The sequence below is a fragment of the Andreprevotia chitinilytica DSM 18519 genome, assembly GCF_000711875.1.
Classification (GTDB): domain Bacteria; phylum Pseudomonadota; class Gammaproteobacteria; order Burkholderiales; family Chitinibacteraceae; genus Andreprevotia; species Andreprevotia chitinilytica.
Genome location: NZ_JONM01000002.1, coordinates 91,232 through 117,881, shown reverse-complemented (window position 1 = coordinate 117,881; position 26,650 = coordinate 91,232). Strand labels below are relative to the sequence as shown.

Genomic DNA, 26,650 nt, shown 5'->3' with positions numbered 1-26,650 from the left:
CTGGCACTCCCGTAGCCCGGACGGCTTGCCGGCCGGGGCGACGTCATATCAAGCATCATCGCGGCCCCGATCAGGCAGCACCCCCGGCCGGCAAAGCCGTCCGGGCTACGTGTTGGGGGTGAAGGCGGGCAGCGAGATACGCCACGATGCCCCCTCTCCCTAACCCTCTCCCACTAATAGCTGAGCAAGGTTAAAACTTGCACGCGAGGGCGAGGGGGCAAAGGCACCGGCGCGAACCCAATCAATGCTCGGCAACCCGATCCGGAATCGGTTGCCGCTGTTCATCCGCCAACCCGGCCAACAGCGCCGAGCCATCGCTCGCCACGCGGAAGATCGCAAAGCGCGCCTTGGCAAAACGCGCCCCTTCCCCTTCGGCAAAGAAATAGCTGTGGCTAGGCAGGCGAGCACCGTCTTCGCCCCACTTCACCCGCAGCATGATTTCGTCAGCGCGCGGCTGTAGCGCCTCGTTACCGAAGCGCACCAATTGCGCCACACCATTGGCATCGGGCTTGAGCATGGCGTGCAGGGTGTCGCCCTCACCGGGAATGAATGGGCGTGGCGGCTCCGTTGTGTCCGACGGAATGCCGGAGAACGACAGCACGGACGAAACCTGCTGCGTCAGTTGGTATTCGAGCGCCATATAGTCGCCCTGCATCAAGGAGCGCGGATCGACCGGCCGCAGTGGCAGCAACACCATCCGCCCGTGTGAGAGGGTGTATTCGTGCCTCCAGACAATGCCATTGAGCAACAGCAGCGTGACCAGCGCGGCCACGATAAAAGCGGGTTTGCGCCAATTCATGCTGCAGCCCTCCGATGCATCTCGTGATGCATCCCCCACCAGACCAGCAGCAACACGCCGCCACTCCCCATCAACAACAGCCCCTTGTAGAGCAGCGGCCACGTGAGGCTGTAATAGAACATGCCAAAGCCAGCGAGCGCGGTGGCAATGCCCAGCCCGGTCAGATAACCACGGCCTTCCGACAAGCCGATCCACAGCACCAGCGCAGCGGTCGCCAACACCGGCGACACCACGCACACCGGCAACAGCACCACCAGCGGCCAGACCCGCGCACCCAGACCGGGGTTGCGGCGCAAGGTATCGAACACGGCCCCGACCAAGGGCAGCAGATCGATCAGCCGGTAGGCGAACCAACCCACCGTCGGCTCGAACCAATCCGCATGCGAGATTGACGCGCCAAAATCACCCATCAAACGGGATGTCTGCCACAGTTGCACGCCCAACCAGAACCACAACAGCGCGTGGCGCAGCGGTTGAAAAACGGCAGGCCCAAGACGGCCGAGCAGGTTTTGCGGTCGCGTCCACAGCCACCACAGCGCCAGCGAAAACAGCAGATTGCGAAACACGCTCAGCTGGATCAACCACGGTGCCGGCTCATCCCCATCGAGCCACCAGTGCCGCCCCACCCAGGGCGTGAGCCAATACCACAGCACCCACAGCAGGGTGCCGGCCGCAATGAAGCGCAGCAGCTGGTGACCAGAGATGCAGAACAGGATCAGCGCCAGCGCAAAGGTCGGCATCTGCCATGCCTCCGGCTTGATCCCGACGCCGATCAGCACCGCACCGGCAATCGCCACCGGCACCGCCATCTGCGGCAGGAAGAACGATTGCCTGTTCAAACGCATGACGGCCGTTGCACCGGCGATCAGTACCATGCCGCACGCCACCCACGCGTTCTCGCTCCGGCTGGAGAACACCGATACGACAATCGCCGCGATCAGTAAGGCAGCAGCGATCCAGGCGGCAATGGTCTGCAGGATCATCACCGCCACGGGCATGGTCTGACTCTCGTCCGGCGGCACGGCATCAGCGGCCAGCGCACCGCTTTCCCGCAAACTGCCAATCACGGCGTTCCAATTCCGGGGGATGTTTGTGATCGGGCTCATGGTGCGACCTCCACAACGGCGGCTTTTGCGGCCGGGGCTTGCCATTGCCGATGCCGGTCATGCACGAACCAGCCAATCCCCCCCAAACCGCCCACCGCCAGAATCGCCACCGGGAACAGCAAAGCGCTACTATTCCCCCGGCCCAGGATGCCGGACAGCACGGCAGCCCAGACTGAAAACAGCGGCAGCGCCAGCAGGAACAGATCCCGCCGCCACAGCGAAAACCAGATCGCGGCGACCAGGCTGGCCAGCCATACGCACAGGATCAGCGCATCGGAACCCGGCGTGCGCTCGCCGTAGGCACGCGCATGCTCGCCAGCTGCGATCAGGCAAGCCGGAATGGTCAGCAGCACGCCAACGCCGAATCCCAACAAGCGCGGCAAGATGCGCTCCGACCAATGCGCTTGCGCCGCCCGCTTCCACTCGACCGCCGCCAGCGCGGCCAGCCAGAAAACGATCAAGGGCAGATTGGTATCCTCGAACGGGCTGAACGCCGAAATCGGTGCGCGCCACGGCGCATGGGGCAGCCACAGCTGCAAGCCCACCGAAACAATCACGATCCACAAACCCCACAGCGGCACGAAATGGGCGATCAAGGCCCACGGCAGCGCCAGCGCGGCCCAGACGGCAAACAGCTGCCAGACATCCGCCCCGGTCTGGTACGCCTGCCCGATCACCGCCAGCCAGATGCCGGACATCGTGCCGACGGCAAACAGCGCCCAGCGCTTGGCGAACCCTTGCGGCTTGGCGAGGTAAGCCCACGCCAGCAGCGCCAACCAACCGGCCTCGGCCACACCGACGCGAGCCAGCCGCGGCCATGCCAGCCAGTTCGAGGCAAACAACATCAGCGTGCCGGCCAGCAGGCAGAGCACACCGCCCACCAGCAGCAAGCGTTCAGCCAATATCCGCCAACGGCCGGCATCGGGGGCCAAGCCCAGATCGAGCAAGGCTTGCCGGTAGCCGGCGTCGTTCAGCTCGCCGCTATCGCGCCAATGATCAAGCACACTGCGTGGGTTCATGATGGGGTCCATCTGACAAGAAACCGACACACCTTAAGGTAAGTCACATGTTTCTGTCATTTTTTGTCAATGTGGCCGGTTCTCGCCGGCGACTGAAAATAGCGCCTTCCCCACCCACCCTGCTGCCGGTAAAATCCGCAGCCCACAACGCAACAAAGCCCCGCCGCCATGCTCTGGTTCCGCAATCTCCAGCTTTACCGCCTCGCCCCCGATCACACCCTCACCGAAAAAACCATTGCCGACGCACTCGCCAAGCGGCCGTGGATGCCCTGCGGCACGCACGATCTGAACTCGCAAGGCTGGGTGCCGCCCACCCGTTTCGCGCCGGACCTGATGACCTGGGCCCGCGATGAGATGGTGCTGGTCACGCTCAAGACCGAGGAAAAAATCCTGCCGGGCGCGGTGATCAAGGAAGAAGCCGAAGAACGCATCGGCAAGATCGAAGCTGAAGAAAACCGCCGCGTCGGCCGCAAAGAGGCCAAGGACATCCGCGAGCGCGTGACCGAGGAGCTGATCCCCAAGGCCTTCACCAAGAGCCGCAGCCAGCGTGCACTGATCGACCTGAAAGCCGGCCTGATCCTGGTTGAGAGCGCCAGCGCCGCCAAGGCAGAGCAACTGCTGTCGCTGCTGCGCGAAACCATCGGCAGCCTGCCCACCCGCCTGATCCAGACCCAAACCACGCCGCAAACCGCGATGACACTGTGGCTGGAAAACCCGGAAGCCACCGACTTCGATCTCGGCCAGGATGCCGAGCTGCGCGAGCCGGGCGATGGCGGCGCGGTAGCACGCCTGACCCGCCAGACGCTGGATACGCCAGAAGTGAAGCAGCATCTGGAAACCGGCAAGCTCGTCGCCAAGCTGGCGCTGTCGTGGCAAGACAAGATGGCGTTCCAGCTGACCGAGAAGCTGGAAATCAAACGGCTGACGATGCTGGATGTATTGCAGGACGAGCTGAAGAACGCCGATGCCGGCGATCAGCAAGGGCTGTTCGAATCGAGCTTTGCGCTCACGGTTGGGGAATTACGCCAGTTTGTGCCGGCGTTGATTGAGGCCTTGGGCAGCGAGATGGCTGCCTGAAAATCCATCAATTGCTGCGAAATGGCTGCCTGACTCCGTAGCCCGGACGGCTTCGCCGGCCGGGAACTCCACGGAAATGACTCCCGACAGGGCGTCACTTGATGCGACGCAACCCCGGCCGGCAAGCCGTCCGGGCTACAGCGGCGGCATCAAACACTTGTAGGAGCGAGCTTGCTCGCGATTGCATCGTGTCATTCACCGTCGCCATCGCGAGCAAGCTCGCTCCTACAGGATTCGCGGCATTTTGTGAGTTGGCGAAGCACAGAAAAAGCCCGGTGGGCGGTATTTCACCGCCAAACCGGGCTTTTTTCATGCGGAAAATCCGCTAGCGTCGACTGGATCGCTACTTGATCGTCAGCCGGTGAATCGGCGTAGCGGTCACGCGTTTCGGCAGTTCCAGTTCAAGCACGCCATCTTCGAACTTCGCTTTCGCGCTCGCATCGTCGACATCGTTCGCCAACTGGAACGTGCGCGAAATCCGGCCGTATTGGCGTTCGCGGAGCAGGACGCGATCACCTTCACGCTCTTCCTTGAAACGACGCATCTCCGCCGAGATCGAGATATTGCTGCCATCGATCTCGACATCGATGTCTTCTTTTTTCACGCCGGGGAGACCAGCGTGGATGACATAGTTCTTGTCATCCTCGGATACGTCGATCTTGAACTGCGTGCTGCCTAGCTCGACCGGGCGCAGGAAAAACCCGCGCAGCAAGTCGTCAGCGCTGCGGAACGGCTCATCGAGCCAGTTCTGGATGTTTTTGGTTGCAAGACGGGTCATGGCACACCTCCGTCGTCGGGTCTATGAATTGCCGGTCGTACCGGCCGACACCTGACGCCTTTTTTGCTCACCCCTTCCCCATTCATTTACTTCAACAGCGACAGCGCCAGCTGCGGGTTCGAATTCGCCTGAGTCAACGATGCCAAGCCAGCCTGGCTCCTGATCTGCTGCAAGATATTCTGCGACGTCGCCGCCGCGTAATCGGTATCTGCAATCCGGCTGCGGGCGGCGGAAAGATTGGTCGAACTCGTCGCCAGATTCGACGCCGCTGCGCTGAAACGCGAAATCGTCGCGCCATAGGTGCCGCGCAAACCCGTGACCGTGGTCAGATCGGTATCGAGATTGCCCAGACTGGTCGATGCGGCGGCGGGCGATGACAAGTCGACCGAGCTGGTCGAATACAAGCCGCCATTGGCTGGTGAGGCTTGCAGATTGCTCGGCCCAACCGAGATCGTCTCGTTCGCGTTCGGCCCGGCCTGGAAGGTCTGCGCTGCACCGCCCTGCAGCAAGGGCTGGCCGTTGAACTGCGCGTTTTTCACGATGTCCTGGTTCGACTGCGACAACGCATCGGCCTGTGCCTGAATGGCAGCGCGGTCGCTGGCGTTCAGCGTGCCGTTGCCGGCAGCCACCGCCAGCGTGCGGATGTCCTGCGTGTTGGATTGAATCTGGTTCAGCGCGCCATCCGCCGTCTGGGCGAGCGACACCCCGTCATTGAGATTGCGGATACCTTGATCGCTGCCCGTGATCTGGGACGACAGCGCGGCGGCAATCGCCACGCCGGCTGCGTCTACCGCTGCGCTCGTCAGCCGATTCCCGCTGGAGAGTTGCGCCAGCGTCGTCTCGCGATCTTTCTGTGTTTTGTTCAGTTGATTCTGACCAAAGAGCGATGGCGTATTGGTATTGATCGAGAGCGACATGGCGGGCACCTGCACAGGTAAATATCGGGATAGACATCACAAGCGGGTCTGAAGACTTCGACCTCAACGCCCAAACCAAGTTTGGCGCATGTGTTCATTCTGCCGCCAAGCGGTAGTACGCTGTCATGATCGCCGTCACACTTGCCGACGAACGTCGTTCGTCGCAGCTGAACTCACCATGCCGCTTTGCTGCATATATTGATTGGACCAAGCATGATTCGCTGTCGGCAACGCGCGGATGCAACGCAAGCCAGATGCATTCGGCGTATCCCTCTTCACGTAAAAGCATCAACGACATGCTTCTAAGACATCGACTTTGCAAGCGCTTTTGCGACTATCTGCCAACCGTGATGTTCGTGGCCTGTAGCGGGCTGGCCGCTGCCCTGCCGCAAGGGGAGGCGAGCTGCAAGCGGGTGGTGATTTCCGGCGATCCGGAATACCCGCCACTGTCCTGGTTCGATGGCAAAGGGCTGCACGGCGCCAGTCTCAACATTGTAACCGCCGCGCTGGATCGCATTCATCTGCCGTATGAAATCCGCTACCAGGGTCCGTTTCTGCGTGTGTTGAGTGCGGCCAAATCCGGTGCGGTCGACATCGTTTCGGAACTCAAGAACACCCCCGAACGCAATGCGTTCCTGGCCTTTCCGAAGACACCGATCTTCGTCAACCCGATTGCCGTATTCATCCATCGGGATCAAAAACTGGCCTACAAGAACTGGCGCGACCTGATCGGCTTGCACGGCGGCATTACGCTCGGCAACAAGTTCGGTGGCGGCTTCGATGAATTCCTCACCAGCCAGCTCATGGTCGAGCCCGCCCCCAAGATCGAGATGAGTTTTGCCAAGCTGGCACTCAAGCGGATCGATTATTTCGTCACCGGCTATTACCCCGGCTTGTCTTACCTGATCGAAACGCATCAGGAAAACAACTTCGTCGCGCTGCAACCCTTCGTGACCGCGACCGACAACTACCCTGGCTGGTCCAAGGCCAGCCCGTGCCTCAACCGCCTGCCGGAGTTCGACGCCGCGCTGGCAGAGCTGGTCCGCTCCGGCAAGACCCGGCAGATTCTGGATGAGAGCCTTGGTCTGCTGCGACAGTATCCGGTGCAGTCGACGGCAGAGCGGAGCGGGATCTGAGAGGCCAGTTTGTAGGATGGGTTGAGCCATCGGCGATACCCATCGCACTACGGCTACGGGTGCACGGCATGGGTATCGCCGATGGCTCAACCCATCCTACAAATCCCCTTAAGCGGCCACTGTTTCCGCCGTCCGCGCCGAATTCTCATTCGCCGCACTCGGGTTGCGTACCACCTTGCTGCGCGTCTGGCTACGACGACCATCGACGGCGACCGGTACGGTGCCATCGACCGTCACACGGCGCACCACGCGATGCGCGTCGCCATAATCGTCCACGGCGTAATGCTGGGTCGCACGGTTATCCCACACCGCCACATCGCCCGGCTGCCAGCGCCAGCGCACTGTGTTTTCCAGCCGGGTCACATGGTTCTGCAGCAGGTTGAACAGATGCTGACCATCGCCGGTGGGCAAGCCCACGATGCGCTTGACGAAATGCCCCAGCAGCAAGTTGCGCTCGCCGGTTTCCGGGTGCACGTGCACCACCGGATGCTCGGTTTCGTACACCGTGGAGGTGAACACTTCGTGGTAACGCTTGAGGGCTTCTTGCGAGGCTTCCGGCTTGCGCGAAGCGTAGTCGTATTCGTTGGAATGCACTGCCCAAAGCTTGTCGGCCAGCTCGCGCAGCTCCGGCGAGAGGTCGTTATAAGCCGCGCTGGTATTGGCCCAGACGGTATCGCCGCCGGCTTCCGGAATCGTTACCGCTCGCAGGATCGAGGCTTGCGGATAGGCATCGACGAAGGTCACGTCGGTATGCCAGCTGTTGGCGCGGCCACCGTACTGCGAATCCAGCTCCAGCACGTATTGGCTGCCTTCCTTGAGGTGCGCGGTCGGATGCGGCACGGCTTTTTCGCCGAACAGCGTCACCAGGGTTTCTTGCGTGGCATCGTCCAGATGGGTCTGGCCGCGGAAGAACACCACTTTGTATTTGAGCCAGGCGGCTCGGATCACCGCACGCACCGATTCCGGCAGATCAGCCGCCAGTGGAATACCACGGATTTCCGCACCGATGCGGCCGGCCACCGGATGAATCGAGATGCCTTCGGGCAGATTGCTCAGGATGTTTGCAGTCATGCTGTTGCTCCTTGCGGGGTTCGATGAGTCGGAGCCGGCTGATACCGGCGCGCAATCACATAGAAGCAAGTCGCATGCCAAAGCAGTTTTTAAGCACTATTGGCGATAAATGGGGTTTGGCGTGGCGATGGCTGGTGGTTTTTGTGCTGGGTGGGCAGCAGGGTGTTGAGAATGCAGCGCAGGTGCTTTGCCCTAAACGCCATTCGCAGATCGGTCGGCAATCATTTGCGCAATGAAGAGGGCCGCGTAGTTGTTCCCCCCTTCGCGGAAGGGGGGAACAGAACAGAGCCGCTAGACTAAGCGCCCCATCACTTGCACACCCCAAGATCCTTCCACGGCCCGTACAAGCCGGACTGGCTCGGGATATCGCCCTTGGTCCACCACTTGGACTGGTAGTTATGCCCGCTGTACGAGACGTTCAGCCCGGCCGTCGCATAGGGCGCGGCGGCATCCCACGCGGCGTAGCAGCTGCCAGCTGGCGTTGCGGTCGGCGCGGGGGTCGGGGTTGGCGTTGCTACCGGGGCCGGCGTTGGCGTGGCGGTCGGTTTCGGTGTCGGAACCGGTGTCGGAACCGGTGTCGGCGCTGGGGTGGGTGTCGCGGTCGGCTTGGGCGTCGGCGTCGTGGTTGGTGCTGGCGTCGGCGTAGCCGTTGGCTTCGGAGTCGGTACCGGCGTGGCCGTTGGAGCCGGGGTCGGTGCAGGAGTTGGCGTTGCCGAAGTGCTACCGCCAATCAGCCAGACCTTACCGCTGCCCGCGGCACCGGAGTTGGTAGCCGGATCGTCGCCCTTGGTCCACCACTGCGCGGTGTAGGTGATGCCGTTTTCGGTGGCGCAATTGCCGGCGTTGTAGGTGGCGGTGGCACTCCAGGCTTGGCAGCTGCTTGGGCTTGGTGTCGGTGCGGGGGCCGGCGTCGGTAGCGGTGCACTGCTGCCGTTGCCGTTGTTCAGGCCGAGCGCCTTGATGCGGCCAAACAGCCAGCCATTGTCATCCAGCGCCGACGACAGACCGGCGACCGAAGTGGTCGAACCGCCGCCCCACAGCACCGAGAACACGTTGGCAGCTTTCAGATCGGCCATATGGCCGGACTGCCAGCACTGCGGCTGCGTGGCCGGGCATTGCAGGTAGCTCTTCACCGTAGTGGCGGTGGATTGATAGATGTTGCTGGTCGGCATGGCGGTATTGCCGATATACCCCTGCAGCGACGACAGATAGATATCGTCGGTCGAGTTGCCGAGGAAGTAATCCGGCTCGGTCGAACCGTGGTTGCCGCGCGTATCGATATCGCCCGTCACCTGCAAATGGCCGCCCGGAATCTGCCACAGCATCACCGGGATATTGCCGAAGGCGTTGGAGATGCCCTTCACGTAATTCACATACACGCCCAGATCGGCGGCGTTGTAGAGGTAACCATTGTTGACGCCCGCGCCGGCCATGCCGGCATCGAAGACATCGCGCTCCCATTTATCGAAAGCGATGAAATCCGGGTTGAGCGCGGTATTGCTGTTGCCGTAGACGTTCATCGCCTTCAGGAAGGCCGCCTCAGACTGCACGTGTGTTGCGACCTGGGTCGCGTCCTTGTTGGCGGCGACGTGAATCCAGCCGTGGCCGGTCGTATCGCCCGCCCAGACGTTGTCTTGCCAGCCGAACGGCACGCTCGGGGCGTATTGGCGCACCAGCCAGTTGATCGAGCGCACATAGTCCGGAATGCCGGTGCCAGTGGCTTTCAGATCAGCCGGAATGATGGCGGGATCAAGACCGAGTTGCGCGAAGGCCTGGCTGAGGCCATCACCGACCGGCACGGGCAAGGTCAGCGGCACCGGGCAGTAGTATTGCTGGCACTGCTTGTGCAACTCGCCCAGGAAATCGGGATTGAGCAGCAGGGTGGCCGGTACCGGGTGCTTGGCATCCTTGTAGCCTTCCAGTTGCTTCAACAGGCTGATCAGGTTGATGTAGTGGGTTTTCAGGTAGGTGGTGCCGGCATCGTTGGTCAGATCCATCTTCAACGCGTCGTCGCCATCGCTGCCATCCACCGAATAGAACACCACCGTCAGCATCAGGTTGGCGTTCATATTGGTTTCGATAGCGCGCACTTCTTGCATGATCTGGTCGATCTTGCTGTCGCGCAGGATGAGGGTGTGACGATCGCCAGCGCCATCCAGCCCGGCATAGGTAAACACGGCATCGACCGGGCGCTGTTGCAGCGTGGTGGCTTCGCTGCCGCCGTTGATCACGCCCCCCATGGAAATCTTGCTGCCGGACCAGCCCGGCACGGCCGGCATGGCGGTGGCGTTACAGGTGATGACGCCGGTCAGAAACGCCAGACGCACCCATTCAGACATCTTCTTCTTGCGCATTGCTTGCTCCCTCAATTCATTGATCGATTCCACGTGGCACGCCAATCTGCGCCCGTGCATCGCCTTCTCGGTTTGAATGATTTTTTATTTTGTGTCCGCAAGGACCCGTCGCGCCTGCTTGACGGTGTTTGAGAACTGCAGCGGCCGGTTTATCACCAAACAATTACATTCAACGTAATGGCTTGTTTCGATTCGAATTATTGTCCCGGCATACCGCGCTGAATGTTGCCACAGCCTGGGTTGGCCCGCGGAGAATCCGTCTGCCAGACGCGGTGTGCTGTTGCATTAACGCCGATTCAAAGCCTGATAAAATCCAACGTATCCATTTCAAGGCCAGCGTATAGCGCTGGCCTTCTCCATTCCGTCGCCATTCCGGGGTTTGCCATGCTCAGTTACCGCCACGCCTTTCACGCCGGCAACCACGCCGATGTGCTCAAGCACTTCCTGCTGGTCGAGCTGCTGTCCTACCTCAACCTGAAAGACAAACCGTATTGGTATATCGATAGCCACGCCGGCGCGGGCGCCTACAGCCTGACCGAGGGCTATGCCACCAAGAACGCCGAGTTCGAGACCGGCATCGCCCGCCTGTGGCGGCGTAGCGATCTACCACCGGTGCTGAACCGCTACATGGATGTTGTGCGCTCGTTCAATGTCGACGGCCAGTTGCGCCACTACCCCGGCTCGCCGCTCGTGGCCCAGCTCTGTATGCGGGCGGACGACCGTTTGCGCCTGTTCGAGCTGCACCCGAGCGACAGCGAATTGCTGCTGGATAACGTGGAAGACTTCCGCAAACAGGTCGTGGTGCAGGTGGGCGATGGCTTCGCTGGGCTCAAGTCCGTACTGCCCCCCGCCCCCCGCCGCGCGCTGACCCTGATCGACCCGCCCTTTGAAGACAAACGCGATTACCGCCGCGTGATCGATGCGCTGGAAGACAGCCTGCGCCGCTTCGCCCCCGGCACCTACGCCGTGTGGTATCCCTGTCTGCAACGGCACGAAAGCAACGAGCTGCCGGAGCAATTGAAGCATCTGCCGGCCAAGAGCTGGCTGCGGGTGGAATTGCACGTGCAGACGCCATCCCGCGAGGGCTTCGGCATGCACGGCAGCGGCATGTTCATCCTCAACCCGCCGTATACCTTGCACGACACGCTGCAAGGTGTGCTGCCCTATCTGGTGAAGCATCTGGGTGTGGATGACGGCGCGCGTTTCGTGCTGGAGCAGCAGGCGGCGTAGTCAAAAGCACTGCACGACGGGAGAACCAAAGTGCTTTTGTCCCCGCCCCCACAAATGGGCGAGGGGACACAGCATCGACTCGATCAGGCAACGCTTGCGGCGCGATGCTCAGGCCACCGCGTAGACACGCACCTCTGGCGCACTCTGCAGCAGCGGCTTCAGGGCGGTGACGACGTCCCGATTGAACAGCTCGCTGCCGAGGTAGGTCTTGGCGTTTTCGACCGAATCGAAACCGTGCAGCACTTGTACGTCTTCGTCCCTGATCAACAGGTCTTTGGATCGGGCCCCTTTTGTCTGCGCCAGGAACGCCTCTTTGAAGCGGGTATAGACCGCAGCAGCTGCCGGACGGTCATTGGCCGCGACATTCAAACTGATTTGCAAATAGACCATCGAGATTCTCCAGATAAGGTGAGCTGCATGATTGGCGCCAGCAGGTTGCTGGCGTGCATGAACGTTATGCGCCTTCTGACTTATCCGGAAATTGTCTTTTCGCATGCGATTCATTCACCGATGTTATAAATCGGAAATGAATCTGAACCAGCTACGTTTTGCCAATGCGGTTGCGGCCACCGGATCGTTCACGGCCGCCGCCGCGCAGTGCTGCGTGACCCAGCCCACGCTATCAAACGGCATCGGCCAACTTGAAGACGAATTAGGCCAACGCTTGTTTGTGCGAACGACGCGCAAGGTCGGGTTGACGCCTTTCGGCGCCCACATCCTTCCTTATATCGCGGCGGTACTCAGCGCGCAGGCCACCTTGCTGCTCCAGACCCAAACGTTCCTGAAGCCGCACAAGCGCTTGATCCGCATCGGCACATCCCCGCTGATCAACGCGAACTTGCTCGGGCTGATGCTTGAGCCATTCCGCCAACAAAACCCCGGTGTTGACGTGGTGCTGCGCGAAATGAACATGACCGACCTCTACCGGATGCTCGACGAAGGTCTTCTTGATTTTGTATTTGGCGTCGCGGACGTCCACAAAGGGTCGTGGATTTCCACCCATCTGTACGAAGAACCATTGCTCTTCATTCCACGCGGGGCGATCTGGCCGAACCGGCCACGCGCACAGACAGTGCAACTCAAAGACATCGCGGACGAGACCTTTGTCATGGTCCCCGATGCCTGCGGGCTTGCCCGTGCCACCCGCGCGCTGTTTCGCAGCGAGCGCCGCACGCTCCACGAATACTCTGGCGAAGCCATGAGTTATCAGGTGTTGGCGCAGTGGGCAAAGCTGGGGATCGGCGCCGCGATACTGCCGCAGTCGAAGCTGCCTTCAGACGGGAGCCCGGCGTTTCCCGTCTGCGGCAAGTCGGGGCAGGCAGAGATGCTCGGGTTTGCAGCGAGCTGGTCGCGCACAGGCCTGCAAGCGCCACACCTGCATGACTTTGCCGACCATCTTTGCAAAGTCGTGCCAGCCATTGTTGGCGGACTGGAGCCAGGTTCAACGCAATAACGCGGGTGCCCCGGCCGGGGATTGTGGCATTGCGGCCCCGGCCGGCAAGCCGTCCGGGCTACATGAGCATCCCCTGTAGGAGCGAGCTTGCTCGCGATGGCGACATTTCAAACATCGCTATCGCGAGCAAGCTCGCTCCTGCAAGGTTCACAGGACGCCGCCACCTCACCCCTCACCCCTCACCAATAATTTCCCCCGCTGCACCCCCTCGCCAAATCCTGCTCCCCTACGTCAAAAGTACATTTTTGTGACGTTGTAGATTCCATTGTCCTAACGCGGCCGATCGCTTCATCAGGCCAGACGGGGCCCGGCAACGGTCGGCGCGCAAGCACCCCGCCCACCGGCCGGCAACGACAAGAACCAGTGGAACCAAGGAGTCATGCATGCAACGCACCCACCTATCCCTGATCGCATCCGCGCTCCTTTCGGCCGGGCTGGCCGGCTGTGGCGGTAGTTCAGACAGCACCCCGACCACGACCACCGTCGCCGTGGTCGATGCCGATACGGTCGCAGACCAGAACGCCGCCGCCCTGCTCTCGCAGATGACGCTCGATGAAAAAATACAGCTCGTGCACGGCGCGGGCTTCGGGTCTTCGCCCATCGGCGGCGCGGGCTTCGTCGCCGGCATACCGCGGCTGGGCATTCCGGACATCATCAGCGCGGATTCATCCGGCGGCGTGAATGTCGACAAGACCGGCGCGACCTCATTGCCCTCGCCGCTCGCGCTAGCGGCCAGCTGGGATACCAGCCTCGCCAACCAGTACGGCGCGCTGATCGGCAAGGAGCTGCGCACGCTGGGCTTTACCGAAGGCTTGGGTGGCGGGGTGAATCTGGCGCGTGAGCCGCGCAACGGCCGCACGTTTGAATACCTGGGCGAAGACCCGCTGCTGGCCGGCAACATGATTACGCAGCGGATCATCGGCACGCAGGCACAAAACGTCATCGCCACCATCAAGCACTTCGCCGTCAACGATCAGGAAACCAACCGCTTCACCTCGAACGCCATCGTGGATGAGCGGACGCTGCGGGAGCTGTCGCTGCTACCGTTCGAAATCGGCGTGAAGAACGGCGCGCCGGGCAACGTCATGTGCTCGTACAACCTCGTCAACGGCGTCAAGGCATGCCAGAACAGCTATCTGCTGACGGATACGCTGAAGAACGAGTGGGGCTTCAAAGGTGTGGTGCAGTCGGACTGGTTCATGGCGGTTACCGATACTGTGCCTGCCGCGATTGCCGGGCTGGATGAAGAACAACCCGGCTCGCTCGATGATTCAGTGCCGGGCTTCGGCGGCCTGAAAAGTCACTTCAACCAATCGCTGAAAGCGGCGATCCAGAGCGGCCAGGTGCCGCAAAGCCGGCTGGACGACATGGTGCTGCGCAAACTGCGCACGCTCTACAAGCTCGGCATCATGGCCTCGCCGCCCAAGGCCGGCGGCACCATCGACCGCACCGCTGGCAATGCGCTGGCGCAGCAAGTCGCCGAGCAATCCATGGTGCTGCTCAAGAATGCTGCCCCGGCGGGCACCAGCACCACGGCGCTACCGCTGAACGCAGCCAGCATCAAATCCATCGCGGTCATCGGCGGCCATGCCGATGTGGCCGTGCTGGCGGGCGGCGGCTCGGGCGGATCACCCGCGCAGGATGGCAACCCGGTCACTTGTCTGGATACCTCAATCCTGGTCGAAGGCATCTTCTCGGCCTGCGCCACCTGGTATAAGTCGTCGCCATTGGCCGCCATTCAGGCTAAAGCCCCGAATGCCACCGTGACTTATCTGGATGGCACCGACGCCACTGCCGCCGCGACTGCCGCCGCCACCGCGGACGTCACCATCGTCTTCGCCACCCAATGGGAAAGCGAAGGCATGGACCTCGCCAGCCTGAGCCTGCCGAACCACACCACCGACCCATCCAACCAGGCCTACGACCAAGACGCCTTGATCAGTGCCGTGGCCGCCAAAGCCAAACGCACCGTCGTGGTATTGGAAACCGGCACCGCCGTGACCATGCCGTGGCTCGCCAACGTGCATGCGGTACTGGAATCCTGGTATCCCGGCATTCAGGGCGGGCCGGCGATTGCCAACCTGCTGTTCGGCACGGTCAACCCGTCCGGCAAGCTGCCCTTGAGCTTCCCGGTTGCGGATAGCGATCTACCGCAAAAAACCATCGCCCCGACCGACGTCAACGTGGTCTACAACGAGGGCCTGATGATGGGCTACCGCTGGTACGACGCACACCAGATCGCCCCGCTGTTCCCGTTCGGGCACGGCCTGTCGTACACCACCTTCGCCTACTCCGGCATGAGCAGCGCGACGGATGCAGCGGGCAACGTGACCGTCTCGTTCACCCTCACCAACAACGGCAGCCGCGCCGGGGCGGAAGTGGCGCAGGTCTACGCGCAACTGCCATCCGGCATCGGCGAGCCGCCGAAGCGCCTGGTCGGCTGGCAAAAGGTGCAACTCGCCGCGGGCCAGAGCACCAAGGTTTCGGTGACTGTCCCGCCGCAGCAATTGGCGATCTGGAACATCAACAAGCATCAGTGGAAAGTACCGGCCGGGAGTTACACCTTCTACGCAGGCGGCTCATCGCGCGATGCGAATGCGGTGTCCAGCGGCAGCACGATTGCCGGGCAGGTGATTGCCAGGAAGCTTTGAGCTGGGTTGGATGATTGGTTGAGAAGGACAAACGGCAGGGAACCCTGCCGTTTGTTTTTTGGGGTCAGGTGACACAATGGATACTTTATCTAGTGTTAATTGCATAAACATTAGATAAAATATGTCATTACCTAATGAAAATTCATTATCTACGCGAGGTAACCAGCATGGGCACGCACACTATCGACACCGCCATGGCGAAATGCATGGTTGAAGCCGCCGCGATCGGTGGCGCGTCGATCATCGGCCAGCCCGGTGGCTGGTCCGTGATGTTGAAAATCGGCACGCAGGAAACACCGCTTGGCGCTCAGCGTACCGACAAGCCGCGCCTGTGGCGCAGTCTGGATCGTTGCGTTGAATACCTGAGAAACGAGCTGCACATCGCCCGCTTTGAGTTGCTGGACGCGACCAATTACAGCGCCGTTGCCTTGATCGGCAAGTCTCGCGAGGACGCCTCTGAACGGCTACGCCAAGCCCACGAAGCGGCCGCGCACGATAAATGGTTTCGCGCCCAAGTCGAGCAGGGCATCCGTGAGGCCGACGATCCGAACGCAGAATGGATCTCGAATGAGGACGCGAACGCGAGCTGGGCCGCCAAGCGCGCCAAGCTGGCCAAACGCACTGAAGGCGGCGCGGTTTGATGCGGGTGGTCTGGCTGCGCCGGGCGATCAATGACCGCGATGCGCAGCTGGATTACATCGCCAATGACAACGCCAAAGCCGCTATCGAGCAGGGCGACCGCATTGCCGATCAGATTGGTTTGCTGGCGCAACACCCGGAAATGGGGCGGGCGGGTCGGAAGCAAGGCACGCGCGAGCTGGTCATCAACCGCACCCCTTTTATCCTGGTCTACCGGCTCAAGGGTGACCGCATCGAACTGCTGCGCTTACTACACGGCGCGCAGCAATGGCCGTCACTGACAACGGAAAAAGAGATTCCCCATGACCGGACTTGAGGAATGAGTAAAACAAACGGCAAGGAAACCCGCCGTTTGTTTGGCATCTGCGGATTTAAAGGCTGTAAGTACTCACAATTCGTTTCATGTTGTCCGAAATTTCCTCCAGCCGTCCCGCCAGCGACGCGGCCTGCGTCGAGGCACTGCTATTCGCTTCCGCCATCTGCGCCACTTTCTCCACCTGCTGCGCAATGGTGGTGGTCGCCATGCCTTGCTCGCGAATCGCGACGGAGATTTCGTTGGCGACTTGTACGCTCTGGCCGGATGCCGCATGAATATCCGTCATCGACTGTTGGGCAGTGCTCGCGCCCGTCACCCCCTGCTCGACCTGCGCCACCGCATCGGCCATCCGCCGCACGGCATTGCCGGAGACGGCTTGAATCGCCCCAATGATGGTGCCGATTTCCACCGTGGCCGAGGCCGTCCGTTCAGCCAGCTTGCGCACTTCATCCGCCACCACCGCGAAGCCCCGGCCGGTTTCGCCGGCACGAGCGGCTTCGATGGCAGCGTTGAGGGCGAGCAGGTTGGTTTGATCGGCGACGTCCTTGATCACGTGCACCACTGACGCTATCTCTTTGCTCTTGATATCGAGCTGGCCGATCTCGCTGGCGACGGTTTCCACCGCTGCGGCAATGGCGTGGATGTCGCTGCTGGTCTGGCCGATCACCTGCTGGCCGTTTTCGGCTTTTTGCCCGACCGAGCCGGACAGCTGACTGGCTTCCCCGGCGCGTTCTGCCACGTGGTTGATGCTGACGGTGATCTGCTCCACCGAAGCCGCCATGTGGGACGACGACTCGCTCTGGGCAGTGGAGCTACGCGCCACTTGTTGCGAAGCGCCCAGCAACTCGGAGGAGGTCTGGGCGACATCCAGCGCCCCCTCGCGCAACGAGCGCAGGTTGGACTGTATGGTGCCGATCAGCTGGTTGAACGCCTGCAAGGTCTGGGCGATTTCGTCGTTGCCGGAGACGGTAGCGCGGCGGGTGAAGTCCAGCGTGGATTCGACACCGGCGATGGTTTCCTGGGCATTGCGCAGGCCGCCGCTGATCTTGCGGTAGGTGAGCACGCCCAGCGTGATGACCACCAGCAACGTCGCCAGCGAGATGCTGACCGCCAGCATGACCGCGTTCTTGCGGGTGGCTTGGGCATCCTGATCACCCTGGTTGCCGAGGTCGATGTTGTACTGGATGTGCGCCGTCAGCGCCTCCTTCAACTTGCCGGCGGCCGCAGAACCCGGCCCCACCAACTGTTCCCGCGCTTCCTCCACATGGTTGTCCCGCAGCAAGGCCATTGCTTTCTCGCGTGGCTGATCGTGTTCGTGCAAGGCCGCCCAGTCTGCGGCCAGCAGGGCGCGGTCCTTGTCGTTGGCGAGGTCATTCTTCTCATAGGTTTTCAATGCTTCTTCCAGCTTGGCCCGGCCGGCAAGGATCAATTCTTCTACCTTGGCCCGCTTGACCGGATCAACCATGCCGGCCATTCGATAAAGTTGCGTGCTGACGTCGCCAAAGGCCCCCCTGGCGGAATCCAGATCCTTGAGGCTCGGCACGGTGTTCACGGTGCTGAAATTGGCCGCCGTATAGACCTTACCCATCTGATAAATGCCTAGGCCGGCCACCAGCAACAACCCCAGTACGGCCACGGACAGGAGCAGTACCAATCGTTTAGCAATTGTCATGACCTCATTTCCTCTCGACGTGACACCTGCTTGCATACAGCGATCTCTTTACCCGGCAAGCAAATTCACTATGGACCCGCGACAAAGGGACGGGCGAGCGTTTTCAAACCTTACGTCGGCTCAACGGCGACCAGCAGCTTGGGCGGATTGAACGAGGATTGAATGAAATAAAGCCCACCCATTTCACCGTTCGCATGTTGGGCATCGCTACGCCATCGGGTTTGACGGGAGAAGGCCAGCGCTTGCAAAAGGGCTGGCCTTTTTGCTGACAACGCGCTGGTTCACGCCAAGGGGGACAAACTACACTGATCAATCATGCAGTCGAATCATGTAGTCGCCAGTTCACGGAAAGGAACATGACGCAACCCGATGCAGCCACGCTCGCTCGCCACCAGCGCATTCGCATGCGTCGGTTCTCGATGGCAGTGGCGACCTATGCCGTTTTTCTGGTGATCCTGCTGGCCTTCGTGCGGATGGGCCTGGGTGAATTTGAATGGGAGCGCTGGATCTGGCTGCTGGCGAGCTGCGCCTTGATGAATTTCGGGTTCTGGATCGCATTCAAAACCGGCTTCAATTTACGCTTCGCCGATCCCTCGCTCACCTCACAGCAAATCGTCGCGAGCGCCTGGTGGGGGCTGACCCTGGTTGATGCACTGCCCGAACAATATCGGCCGCTCCCGCTCATGTTCTTTCTGGGAGGGTTCACGTTTGGCATCCTCCAACTCGACACCCGCCAATTCCTGAAAGTCGTCGCCTTGCTCATGCTCGGCTACGCGGTGCTGCTGATCTACGAAATGCTCAGCGCGCGAGCGGACTTCAATGTCGGTTATGAGCTATTCCTGTTTACGGTCTATGGTCTGCTGCTCGTCTGGTTCTCGCTCTTTGGCGGCTTCATCAGCAAGCTGAAACGCGAACTCTCCAACCGCAAGAAGGCATTGGAAGCCGCCAATGAACAGATCAAGCGTTTGGCGATCACGGATGAGCTGACCCAGTTATCCAACCGCCGGTATGCGATGGAGGCGCTAACTCGCATGACCGCATTGGCCACGCGTTACCGCTTGCCGTTATCGGTGGCGATCATCGACATCGATCACTTCAAATTGATCAACGACCGGTTCGGTCATGCCGCAGGCGATACCGTGCTGCGCGAGTTCTCTCACTGGTTGCGCGAGAGTCTGCGCGAGTCCGACGAAATCCTGCCGGCATCCCCGTGTATGGTGCCGAGCGAGCCCGAAATCCCGCTGGTCGCACGCATTGGCGGCGAGGAATTCGTGATCCTGCTCCCCGGCACGACGGCGGCAGACGCCGGCCGTTGCCTGGAGCGCTTGCGCAGCCGCTCAACGCTGTCGGTGGAATCGGAACCCGTCAGATTCTCCGCCGGAGTGACGAGCTATCAGGCCGGGGAAACGGGCGAAACCCTGCTCGCCCGCGCCGACCGCGCGCTCTACGATGCCAAGCACGCCGGCCGCGACCAGATACGGGTGGTCGAGGTGGCCGGCGAACAAGCGAGCCATCCCTAGCCACGTTGCTGCCCCACCAAGCTAACGGCACAGACAGCAACAAAGGCGGCGCATGGCATGCAGAAACGCTGGCAAATCGCGCATATCGTGGGTGTAACCGGATCTACCTATACTGCCGAAAAGGCCGACATTTCACGGCTGCGAACGACTTGGCGGGTGCGCAGGATTGATTCACGCCTGTTCACCAGCGGGAGGAATCCGGATCAAACTGCCCATCCCATTCGTGCTGGCCATGCTCATTGGCGTTGCGCCCGCCCAAGCGGCGCAGCATGTCGTGCTTTATGGCGACGATAACTATGCGCCGTATTCCTATGTCGAAAACGGCCAGTTCAAGGGCATCGACGTTGATTTCCTGCAACAGGCAGCCGCGTTGTTAAAGCCTGGGTATGAAGTCGAGTTGCGCCCGCTCCCCTGGAAACGCGGCTTGGCCAGCTTGGCGAATGGCAGCATTTTTGGCCTGTTTCCACCCGGTTTGAAACCGGAACGGACCTGGGTGTCGCCTTACTCGGTGCCGCTTTATCGCGAGACCGATGTGCTGTTCTGCAACAAAGAAGTGATGAAGCGCAAACGCACGCGTTTCCCTGAGGATTTTGTTGGCGTGGTGATTGGCATCAACTCGGGCTTTCTATTATCCGCACGGCTCATGGATGCGGCGCGGGCGGGCAAAGTAAAGCTCGAAGAAACCAAAGGCAATGAATCCAACCTCAAGAAACTCGCGCTCAAGCATATCGACTGTTATGCCAGCGACCGCGGCGCGGCTTATTACACCGCCGCCAAATTGCGTACCGACCCAGAGGCTGCAAAACTGAAATTGAAGCTGATCGAGGCGGTGGAACTTTCCGGCGAAGAGACCTACATCGGTTACAGCATCAACAACAATCCGCCGTATAAAAACGACTTCGTCAAAAAGATGAATGCCGCCATCGAACAGCTCAAGCGCAATGGCAACATGAAAGCCATTGTGACGTCGTATTACAAATAGCCCCTCCCCAGCTACCGCAATTGCGCCCGGTAATGCGAAGGCGAAATGCCCCATTGCTCACGGAAGAAACGCGAGAGCGAGCTTTGCGAAATGAAGCCGACCTGATCGCTGATTTCGCGCACGGGCAAATCGGTTTCGGCCAGCATGCGCCGGGCCTCTTCGCCCCGCACCCGCATCAGCAGGGATTGGAAGGTACAGTTCTCCCGCTTCAGCCGCCGCGACAGGGTCCAGCGCGAAATATGAAAGTGCTCGCACAGGCGTTCCAGCGCCAGCTCGGAGTCATCCAGGCCGGCATCGCGCATCCAGCTGTGCAGCATGGTTTCGATTTGCGGCAGGAACTGGCCGTGGGCGAGGATTTGCTGGCGGCGCACGTCGAGCTTTTGCGCCACATAGTCATGGGGCACCACGTTGAACAGGGGGAATGGCCTATCCAGTGCGCGGGAGGTGTAGATCAGCCGATTGCGCTCCTGGCTGTAGCGGATACGGGCATTGAGCGCGCGTTCGATCAGGTGCGGCGGTATGGGCAGTTTGCCTTGCAGATCGATGATGACGTCGTCGGTGCTGTCCGGCGACAGGTAGCGGGCAATCGCCAGGATGACATTGAAGTTGCCCAGCGCGCTCACCGGCACCGGATGCCATGCCCCTTCATTTACATAATCGAGCTGCAGCCGATCCGGGGTCTGGGCGAAATGGACAAAATCAAGTTCGCCAATCACGCAACGGTATTTGAGATACGCCGCGATGCCCTCGCGGGGGGTACGGCAATTGGCCCATAGCGCGGCCAGATCGGGGAAGGCGTGACTCAGATCAGGCAGCGACAGATGGAAATCCGCCAGCTGGAGCGGCAAGTGTTCGGCCAGCGCCAACATGCGCAGATGCTTATCGCCGCTGATCCGGCCATCCAGCGCGAACAGCTCGCCCGCCGTAATGCCGGTGCGGGCACAAAACCCGGCCTGATCCAGCCCGATCTCCCCCGCCCGCCGCGCAAACAGCTGGGCGATGACATTGGAAACGGTTTTGGTACTCACTCCTGCAGACATTCCCGCTATCGACATGCAATACCTCCATGCGATGGAACGCAGGCATAACCGGGGAAGTGTCGACTGTTTTTGCACCAATAAGGCGCAAATGAATGTCCAATCCGGTGCGTGCGGTTCGCATACCGAGACTACGGGCGGACGGGGGCTTATCAAATACCGCGAATGATTTAGTGGGAAGTACTTAGGGGTGGCTCACGGTTGTTGCGGGTGAGCGTAAATCCCGTCAGAAACCAGTGCGGCGCAATGCCCTTCGGGGATTGCGCCCTACGAATAGCAGCCATTTGCACACAGCGGTCGCAGTTTTTCTCGCGATGGTTGAACTGCGGGCTTTTCCTCCCCTTTCGCTCAGCGCCGAGGGAGTGTCGCGAGACCTTAGGGGGTTGGTCTCACAAAAGCGGACCGACCGAGGGTAGCCCGTGGCGTGCGAAGCTTTGCTTCGTTCAGCCAGAGCGTAAGGCGCAGGGTCGCCTTTGGGGTGGAGGGGGCCCAAAGAAAGTGTACAGCCCGAGACAAGTCCCTTCCCCGGCCGCGGGACGGATTCCCGCTGTAATGCTTTTAGACCGCGCCGTAGGCGCATAACTAGGCTTCAAAGGCTTTGTGAACAGCTAACAGCAGTTACTCCCCCTCACCGCAACCCATACTTCGCCCGAATCTTCGCCAGATCGCCGCGCTTTTCCAGCTTGGTAATCGCCGCATTCAGCGCATCGACATCCGCCTGCGTGGTGCTTTTCTTGCTCAGCATCAGGTGCACCGGATCGCGGTTCGGCACGAGGGTGAGCTGCACCAGATTCAGCTTGAGCTTGCCCGATGCATACACCACCGCGCCGACGTCGCCCATCATCAGATCGGCCCGATTGGCCTGCAGCATGCGCACGCCCTGCTCGAAGTTCTCGAAGTGCTGGATCAGCCCGGCCGCCTGCAAATTGCCGAGGTTCTTGGCGTAATCGTCGCCATACCAGCCGGCATTCGGGGCGAGCACGCTGGCGCGCGCGGCGGAGACATCGGCAAAGCTGGCGACCTTGCTCAAGCTGGCCGCGTTGTCCTGCCGGGCGAACAAGCCGGTGACTTCGTCACGATACGGCAAGGTAAACCAGCTGAATTGCTTGCGCTCCTCGGTGACGGAAGCAGCGAACAACACATCGAGCTGCCCTTCCTTGTGCATGTAATGGCGGCGCAGGCGCGGGATGTTTTCCTCGAACACCAGAGAGCACCCAGCCTCTTTGAAGATGGCGCGCATCAGTTCGATATCGAGGCCGGTGAATTGCGCGCCCTCCTTGTAGCTGTAAGGCGGCCAGTCTTCCGGCACGACCGAAAGCGGTTTGCTGCAGCCGGCCCAGACAACCGAAGACAGGCTCAGAACAGCAAGCCCGACGAGCAATTTTTTCAAGGCTGACATGGTGTCCCCTCCATGTGGGTTCTTGTCTTTTTTTCACTATACCCGTGTCATTTCCGGGTTCCACGTCAAGCTTACGGCCGGCATGTTGCGGTGCGATTCCAGCGACTTTCTTCGCGATGCTTTGACGTCGAACAACTAAAACACAAATACGTGTTGCACATTTATATTGTGCACAATATTATTGATCACATGAACGCGATTCAGTGCGTGTTCACAGCCCCCTCACCCGATCAAGGAACCTGCATCATGACGACGCTCTATCGCACCAAAGCCATTGCCAACGGCGGCCGTAACGGTCGTGTCCGCACCGAAGATGGCGTGTTCGCCGCTGAGCTCGCACTGCCGAAAGAGCTCGGCGGCAGCGGCAAAGTGGCGACCAACCCGGAGCAACTGTTCGCCGCCGGTTACGCCGCTTGCTTTGAAAATGCCGTGCTGCATGTGGCGCGGCTGCAGAAAGTTGCCATTGGCGATACGGAAGTCGCCGCATCGGTCGGCATCGGCCCGAACGACAACGGCGGCTTCGCGCTGACCGTGGCGCTGGATGTGACCATTACCGGCATCGAGCAAGCCGCCGCCGAGGCACTGGTCGCCACCGCGCATCAGGTCTGCCCGTATTCGAACGCCACACGCGGCAACATCGATGTGCAGCTGACCACCAGCGTGCGCTGATCACTCGGGCCGTCAAGCCAATACGATCCGCAGCACCTTTGGCCCCGCCGCGTTATCCGCGCTGCGGGGCCGTGCTATCTTGATAGGTCGCTTTGTTGCCCATCCTGTCCCGCCCCGCCATGACTGATTACCTTCGCCTCGACCAGCAACTGTGTTTTCCGCTATATGCCGCCAGCAATCTGTTCACCCGGCTGTACCGGCCGCTGCTGGACGAGCTTGGCCTCACCTATCCGCAATACCTGGTGATGATGGCGCTATGGGAAGCCACGCCGCGCGCCGTGGGTGAACTCGGGCGGGCGCTGTACCTAGATAGCGGCACGCTCACACCGCTGCTCAAGCGCCTGGAACAGCAAGGTCTGGTACGCCGCCAACGGGCGCAAGACGACGAACGCCGCGTCGACATCACCCTCACCGATGCCGGGTTGGCGCTACGCGAACGCGCCGAAGCCGTGCCCGGTGCGTTGCTGTGCCAATTGCCGATGGATGCAAGCGAATTGCCGGCGCTGCGGGATCAGCTGCAGAAGTTGCTGGGGATGCTGGCGAGCGCTGATCCGCGGAAGAAAGGTTGAGGAGTAAGTCTCCTCGCAAGCAATCCTTCTCCCCTCTCACATCCCGTGCAAGGCTTTTAGCCTTGTTCAGGGAAAATGGAAGAGAGGAGTGAACCGGGCGCTGCATGCAGCGCGGCCCTCACCCCCGGCCCCTCTCCCACCAATAGCTGAGCAAGGCTGAAGCCTTGCACGCGAGGGCGAGGGGAGAAAATCGGTGAGCCCCCTCACCCCTCACCCCTCCAAAAACACCAACACCTCCCGCGCAAACGCCTGCCCGTACTGGAACAAGAACCCATGCCCGGCATCGGGGTATAGCACCAACTTCGCCTGTGGCAGCGCCTGCGCCATCACGTAGGACTTGAACGCCGGGATCATCACGTCGTTGATGCCATTGGCCACCAGCACTGGCAGCTTCAACTGGCCTAAGCGTGGCAATAGTGAACCTGCCGGATGACCGCTGGCCTGAATGGCTGCAACCTGCGCACCGATAGAGGCCGGCTTCACCGGGGCCTCAAAGGCATCCGTCCGGTGTTTGAGCCGCGCCAGATGCGCCACGCCAGCGGCACGGCTGGCGGGGGTTTCGTTGAAGAACAGGTAGAGAAAATCCTCGTCGTCGTTCACCGCTTTGCCGGCCACCTGCCAGACCTTGTCGGGCACAGCCGGCGCATCGGCCACGTAGCCGGGGCCCGAACCGGCGATGACGAGCTTGTCGACCAGATCGGGCCGATCCAGCGCCAATTGCTGCGCGACCGTACCGCCCAGCGACCAGCCCAGGATGTCCACACTGCCCAAGCCCAGCGCCTCGATAAAGCTAGCGGCAGCTTCGGCGATGCCCTGAATGGTCGGCGGGGTTTGCCCGGTCGAGCGGCCGATGCCGGCGCTATCGAACAGCAGGATGGTGCGCTCGGCGGCCAGCGCATCGAGCAAGTCGGGGTCCCAGTCATCCATCGTGCCGCGAAAGCGCTGCAGGAAAACCAGCGGTTTGGTGCCGGGGCGGCCGAATTTGCGGTAGGCAAACCGGGCCACGGGCGAATCGACGTAGCGGTTGGGCGCGATGCTCGCCAGATGAAGGGCGCTGGTCGGAGTTGGATTGGTGGTCATGCGGTGTTCCTCTTGGGTTGCAATCAAAGGGCTTCCAGAATCGTGGCGATGCCTTGGCCACCGCCGACGCACTGCGTCGCCAGCCCATAGCGGCCTTTCTCACGCGCCAGCAATGCAGCGGCCTTGCCGGTGATGCGGGCACCGGTTGCGCCGAGCGGATGACCGATCGCCAAACCGCCGCCGTCCAGATTGATGGTGGCCGGATCCAGCCCGAGCTCGTGAATGCATGCCAATGCTTGGGAGGCAAAGGCTTCGTTGATCTCGACCACTTCCAGATCGGCTGCGGTCAGGCCGGCGCGGGTCAAGGCTTTGCGCGTGGCGGCAATCGGGCCGATGCCCATCAAACCCGGATCGCACCCGATCGTGGCCATGGCCTTGATACGGGCCAGCGGCTGCAGCTGATGCCGGGCCGCGAACTCATCGCTGGTGACGAGTACGGCAGCGGCGCCATCAGTCAGCGGTGAGGAAGTGCCGGCCGTCACCACGCCTGCCTCGTCGAATACCGGGCGCAAAGCAGCCAGCGCTTCGAGCGAAGTACCGGGGCGGATGCAGCCGTCGGCGGTAATCGCCTCACCGGCCACCGGCAGGATCGGGACGATTTCATCGCGCAGCCGCCCACCCTCACGCGCCGCGGCCGCTTTCTGATGCGACTGCACCGCCAGTTGCTCCTGATCCGCCCGCGTCACGCCATAACGCCGTGCGACGTTCTCTGCCGTTTGGCCCATCGAGATGTAGGCATCGGAGTGTTCATACAGCGTCGGCTCGGGCGAAAAATTGAAGCCGCCTTGCGGCACCATCGTCATCGACTCCACACCCACACACAGGAACGCATCGCCCACGCCCGCTTCGATCTGCGCCGCCGCGATATGGATGGCAGACATGGACGAGCCGCAAAAACGGTTGATGGTCATACCGCCCACCTGCAGCGGCAGGCCCGCCATCAGGCCAATGATGCGGGCGAGATTGTTGCCCTGCGATGCCTCGGGGTAGGCGCAGCCGAGAATGATGTCTTCCAGCAACGCCGGATCAAGCCCGGTGCGTTGCAGCAGACCGACCACCACCTGCGCGGCCAGCGTATCGGGGCGCACTGCGGCCAGCGCGCCTTTCTTGGCAAAGTGGAACGGGGAGCGGGCATAGCCCGATATGACGGCTTTCATGACTGACCTCTCGTGTGTG

At 61.3% G+C, this 26,650-nt stretch carries 26 protein-coding genes; 12 read left to right on the top strand and 14 right to left on the bottom strand.

Going from position 1 to position 26,650, the window contains the following annotated elements; translation table 11 throughout:
* Positions 1–241: 241 nt before the first annotated feature.
* Genes BR41_RS03280 through BR41_RS22645 form a run of 3 tightly spaced genes read right to left on the bottom strand, consistent with a single transcriptional unit; the run spans position 242 to position 2,924 of the window.
* Entirely contained in the window at positions 242–799 is a 558-nt protein-coding gene (locus tag BR41_RS03280; RefSeq protein ID WP_035052834.1) for a GDYXXLXY domain-containing protein, read from the bottom strand.
* Positions 796–1,905, bottom strand: coding sequence for a DUF4401 domain-containing protein (locus BR41_RS03275; protein ID WP_035052832.1), 1,110 nt, complete (start codon positions 1,903–1,905; stop codon positions 796–798). Before BR41_RS03275 ends, BR41_RS03280 begins: the two co-directional genes overlap by 4 nt.
* On the bottom strand, positions 1,902–2,924 hold the full coding sequence (locus BR41_RS22645) for a DUF2157 domain-containing protein (protein WP_051709969.1): 1,023 nt from the start codon (positions 2,922–2,924) through the stop codon (positions 1,902–1,904). The genes BR41_RS03275 and BR41_RS22645 overlap by 4 nt, the downstream gene beginning before the upstream one ends.
* Positions 2,925–3,092: 168 nt before the next feature.
* Here BR41_RS22645 and BR41_RS03265 point away from each other — a divergent pair, with 168 nt between their 5' ends.
* A complete protein-coding gene (locus BR41_RS03265; RefSeq protein WP_035052829.1) occupies positions 3,093–4,001 on the top strand; it encodes a recombination-associated protein RdgC in 909 nt (302 codons plus the stop codon).
* A 94-nt stretch (positions 4,002–4,095) separates the two neighbouring features.
* On the opposite strand, the gene BR41_RS23940 is transcribed toward BR41_RS03265, so the two are convergent.
* From BR41_RS23940 to BR41_RS03255, 3 genes are all read right to left on the bottom strand, one after another.
* Positions 4,096–4,314 (bottom strand): hypothetical protein, encoded by a 219-nt coding sequence (locus tag BR41_RS23940; protein WP_156970534.1) that lies wholly within the window; start codon positions 4,312–4,314, stop codon positions 4,096–4,098.
* 30 nt (positions 4,315–4,344) lie between these two features.
* Positions 4,345–4,779: an Hsp20/alpha crystallin family protein gene (locus tag BR41_RS03260; protein WP_035052826.1), complete on the bottom strand. Its 435-nt coding sequence runs from the start codon at positions 4,777–4,779 to the stop codon at positions 4,345–4,347.
* Between the two features lie 86 nt (positions 4,780–4,865).
* The gene (locus BR41_RS03255) at positions 4,866–5,696 is read right to left on the bottom strand and encodes a flagellin N-terminal helical domain-containing protein (protein ID WP_035052824.1); all 831 of its coding nucleotides are present in this window, start codon (positions 5,694–5,696) and stop codon (positions 4,866–4,868) included.
* A 296-nt stretch (positions 5,697–5,992) separates the two neighbouring features.
* On the opposite strand from BR41_RS03255, the gene BR41_RS03250 reads away from it, so the two are divergent.
* Positions 5,993–6,832, top strand: a complete 840-nt coding sequence (locus BR41_RS03250; RefSeq protein ID WP_051710200.1) for a substrate-binding periplasmic protein — start codon at positions 5,993–5,995, stop codon at positions 6,830–6,832.
* A gap of 108 nt (positions 6,833–6,940) precedes the next feature.
* On the opposite strand, the gene BR41_RS03245 is transcribed toward BR41_RS03250, so the two are convergent.
* Entirely contained in the window at positions 6,941–7,903 is a 963-nt protein-coding gene (locus tag BR41_RS03245; RefSeq protein WP_051709966.1) for a TauD/TfdA dioxygenase family protein, read from the bottom strand.
* A 74-nt stretch (positions 7,904–7,977) separates the two neighbouring features.
* Between BR41_RS03245 and BR41_RS23935 the strand changes: the two genes are divergently transcribed.
* On the top strand, positions 7,978–8,139 hold the full coding sequence (locus tag BR41_RS23935) for a hypothetical protein (RefSeq protein WP_156970532.1): 162 nt from the start codon (positions 7,978–7,980) through the stop codon (positions 8,137–8,139).
* Between the two features lie 72 nt (positions 8,140–8,211).
* On the opposite strand, the gene BR41_RS25370 is transcribed toward BR41_RS23935, so the two are convergent.
* Positions 8,212–10,257 carry a carbohydrate-binding protein gene (locus BR41_RS25370; RefSeq protein WP_035052821.1) on the bottom strand — a complete coding sequence of 682 codons (2,046 nt, stop codon included), beginning with the start codon at positions 10,255–10,257 and terminating at the stop codon, positions 8,212–8,214.
* 384 nt (positions 10,258–10,641) lie between these two features.
* Here BR41_RS25370 and BR41_RS03235 point away from each other — a divergent pair, with 384 nt between their 5' ends.
* A complete protein-coding gene (locus BR41_RS03235) occupies positions 10,642–11,487 on the top strand; it encodes a 23S rRNA (adenine(2030)-N(6))-methyltransferase RlmJ (RefSeq protein ID WP_035052819.1) in 846 nt (281 codons plus the stop codon).
* A 108-nt stretch (positions 11,488–11,595) separates the two neighbouring features.
* On the opposite strand, the gene BR41_RS03230 is transcribed toward BR41_RS03235, so the two are convergent.
* Positions 11,596–11,877 carry a hypothetical protein gene (locus BR41_RS03230; protein ID WP_035052816.1) on the bottom strand — a complete coding sequence of 94 codons (282 nt, stop codon included), beginning with the start codon at positions 11,875–11,877 and terminating at the stop codon, positions 11,596–11,598.
* Between the two features lie 136 nt (positions 11,878–12,013).
* Between BR41_RS03230 and BR41_RS03225 the strand changes: the two genes are divergently transcribed.
* From BR41_RS03225 to BR41_RS03210, 4 genes are all read left to right on the top strand, one after another.
* A complete protein-coding gene (locus BR41_RS03225; protein WP_035052814.1) occupies positions 12,014–12,940 on the top strand; it encodes a LysR family transcriptional regulator in 927 nt (308 codons plus the stop codon).
* A gap of 383 nt (positions 12,941–13,323) precedes the next feature.
* Positions 13,324–15,591: a beta-glucosidase family protein gene (locus BR41_RS03220; protein WP_035052812.1), complete on the top strand. Its 2,268-nt coding sequence runs from the start codon at positions 13,324–13,326 to the stop codon at positions 15,589–15,591.
* Positions 15,592–15,758: 167 nt separating this feature from the next.
* Positions 15,759–16,232, top strand: coding sequence for a hypothetical protein (locus tag BR41_RS03215; protein WP_035052810.1), 474 nt, complete (start codon positions 15,759–15,761; stop codon positions 16,230–16,232).
* Positions 16,232–16,546: a type II toxin-antitoxin system RelE/ParE family toxin gene (locus BR41_RS03210; protein ID WP_051709962.1), complete on the top strand. Its 315-nt coding sequence runs from the start codon at positions 16,232–16,234 to the stop codon at positions 16,544–16,546. The genes BR41_RS03215 and BR41_RS03210 overlap by 1 nt, the downstream gene beginning before the upstream one ends.
* Before the next feature lie 55 nt (positions 16,547–16,601).
* Here the strand turns inward: BR41_RS03210 and BR41_RS03205 are convergent, their stop codons facing one another.
* Positions 16,602–18,218 (bottom strand): methyl-accepting chemotaxis protein, encoded by a 1,617-nt coding sequence (locus BR41_RS03205; RefSeq protein WP_035052808.1) that lies wholly within the window; start codon positions 18,216–18,218, stop codon positions 16,602–16,604.
* Positions 18,219–18,574: 356 nt separating this feature from the next.
* Between BR41_RS03205 and BR41_RS03200 the strand changes: the two genes are divergently transcribed.
* Positions 18,575–19,738, top strand: a complete 1,164-nt coding sequence (locus BR41_RS03200) for a GGDEF domain-containing protein (protein WP_035052806.1) — start codon at positions 18,575–18,577, stop codon at positions 19,736–19,738.
* A gap of 232 nt (positions 19,739–19,970) precedes the next feature.
* A complete protein-coding gene (locus BR41_RS03195; RefSeq protein WP_051709960.1) occupies positions 19,971–20,720 on the top strand; it encodes a substrate-binding periplasmic protein in 750 nt (249 codons plus the stop codon).
* Between the two features lie 11 nt (positions 20,721–20,731).
* Here BR41_RS03195 and BR41_RS03190 read toward each other — a convergent pair whose 3' ends face one another.
* Both BR41_RS03190 and BR41_RS03185 read right to left on the bottom strand, forming a co-directional pair.
* Positions 20,732–21,748 carry a helix-turn-helix transcriptional regulator gene (locus BR41_RS03190; RefSeq protein ID WP_035052804.1) on the bottom strand — a complete coding sequence of 339 codons (1,017 nt, stop codon included), beginning with the start codon at positions 21,746–21,748 and terminating at the stop codon, positions 20,732–20,734.
* Positions 21,749–22,385: 637 nt separating this feature from the next.
* Positions 22,386–23,156 carry a substrate-binding periplasmic protein gene (locus tag BR41_RS03185; RefSeq protein ID WP_035052802.1) on the bottom strand — a complete coding sequence of 257 codons (771 nt, stop codon included), beginning with the start codon at positions 23,154–23,156 and terminating at the stop codon, positions 22,386–22,388.
* A gap of 246 nt (positions 23,157–23,402) precedes the next feature.
* On the opposite strand from BR41_RS03185, the gene BR41_RS03180 reads away from it, so the two are divergent.
* Both BR41_RS03180 and BR41_RS03175 read left to right on the top strand, forming a co-directional pair.
* On the top strand, positions 23,403–23,825 hold the full coding sequence (locus BR41_RS03180; RefSeq protein WP_035052799.1) for an organic hydroperoxide resistance protein: 423 nt from the start codon (positions 23,403–23,405) through the stop codon (positions 23,823–23,825).
* Between the two features lie 119 nt (positions 23,826–23,944).
* Positions 23,945–24,394 carry a MarR family winged helix-turn-helix transcriptional regulator gene (locus BR41_RS03175; RefSeq protein WP_035053602.1) on the top strand — a complete coding sequence of 150 codons (450 nt, stop codon included), beginning with the start codon at positions 23,945–23,947 and terminating at the stop codon, positions 24,392–24,394.
* 210 nt (positions 24,395–24,604) lie between these two features.
* On the opposite strand, the gene BR41_RS03170 is transcribed toward BR41_RS03175, so the two are convergent.
* Positions 24,605–25,474 (bottom strand): alpha/beta fold hydrolase, encoded by an 870-nt coding sequence (locus BR41_RS03170; protein WP_035053599.1) that lies wholly within the window; start codon positions 25,472–25,474, stop codon positions 24,605–24,607.
* 23 nt (positions 25,475–25,497) lie between these two features.
* Positions 25,498–26,631 (bottom strand): thiolase family protein, encoded by a 1,134-nt coding sequence (locus tag BR41_RS03165; RefSeq protein ID WP_035052797.1) that lies wholly within the window; start codon positions 26,629–26,631, stop codon positions 25,498–25,500.
* Between the last annotated feature and the right edge of the window lie 19 nt (positions 26,632–26,650).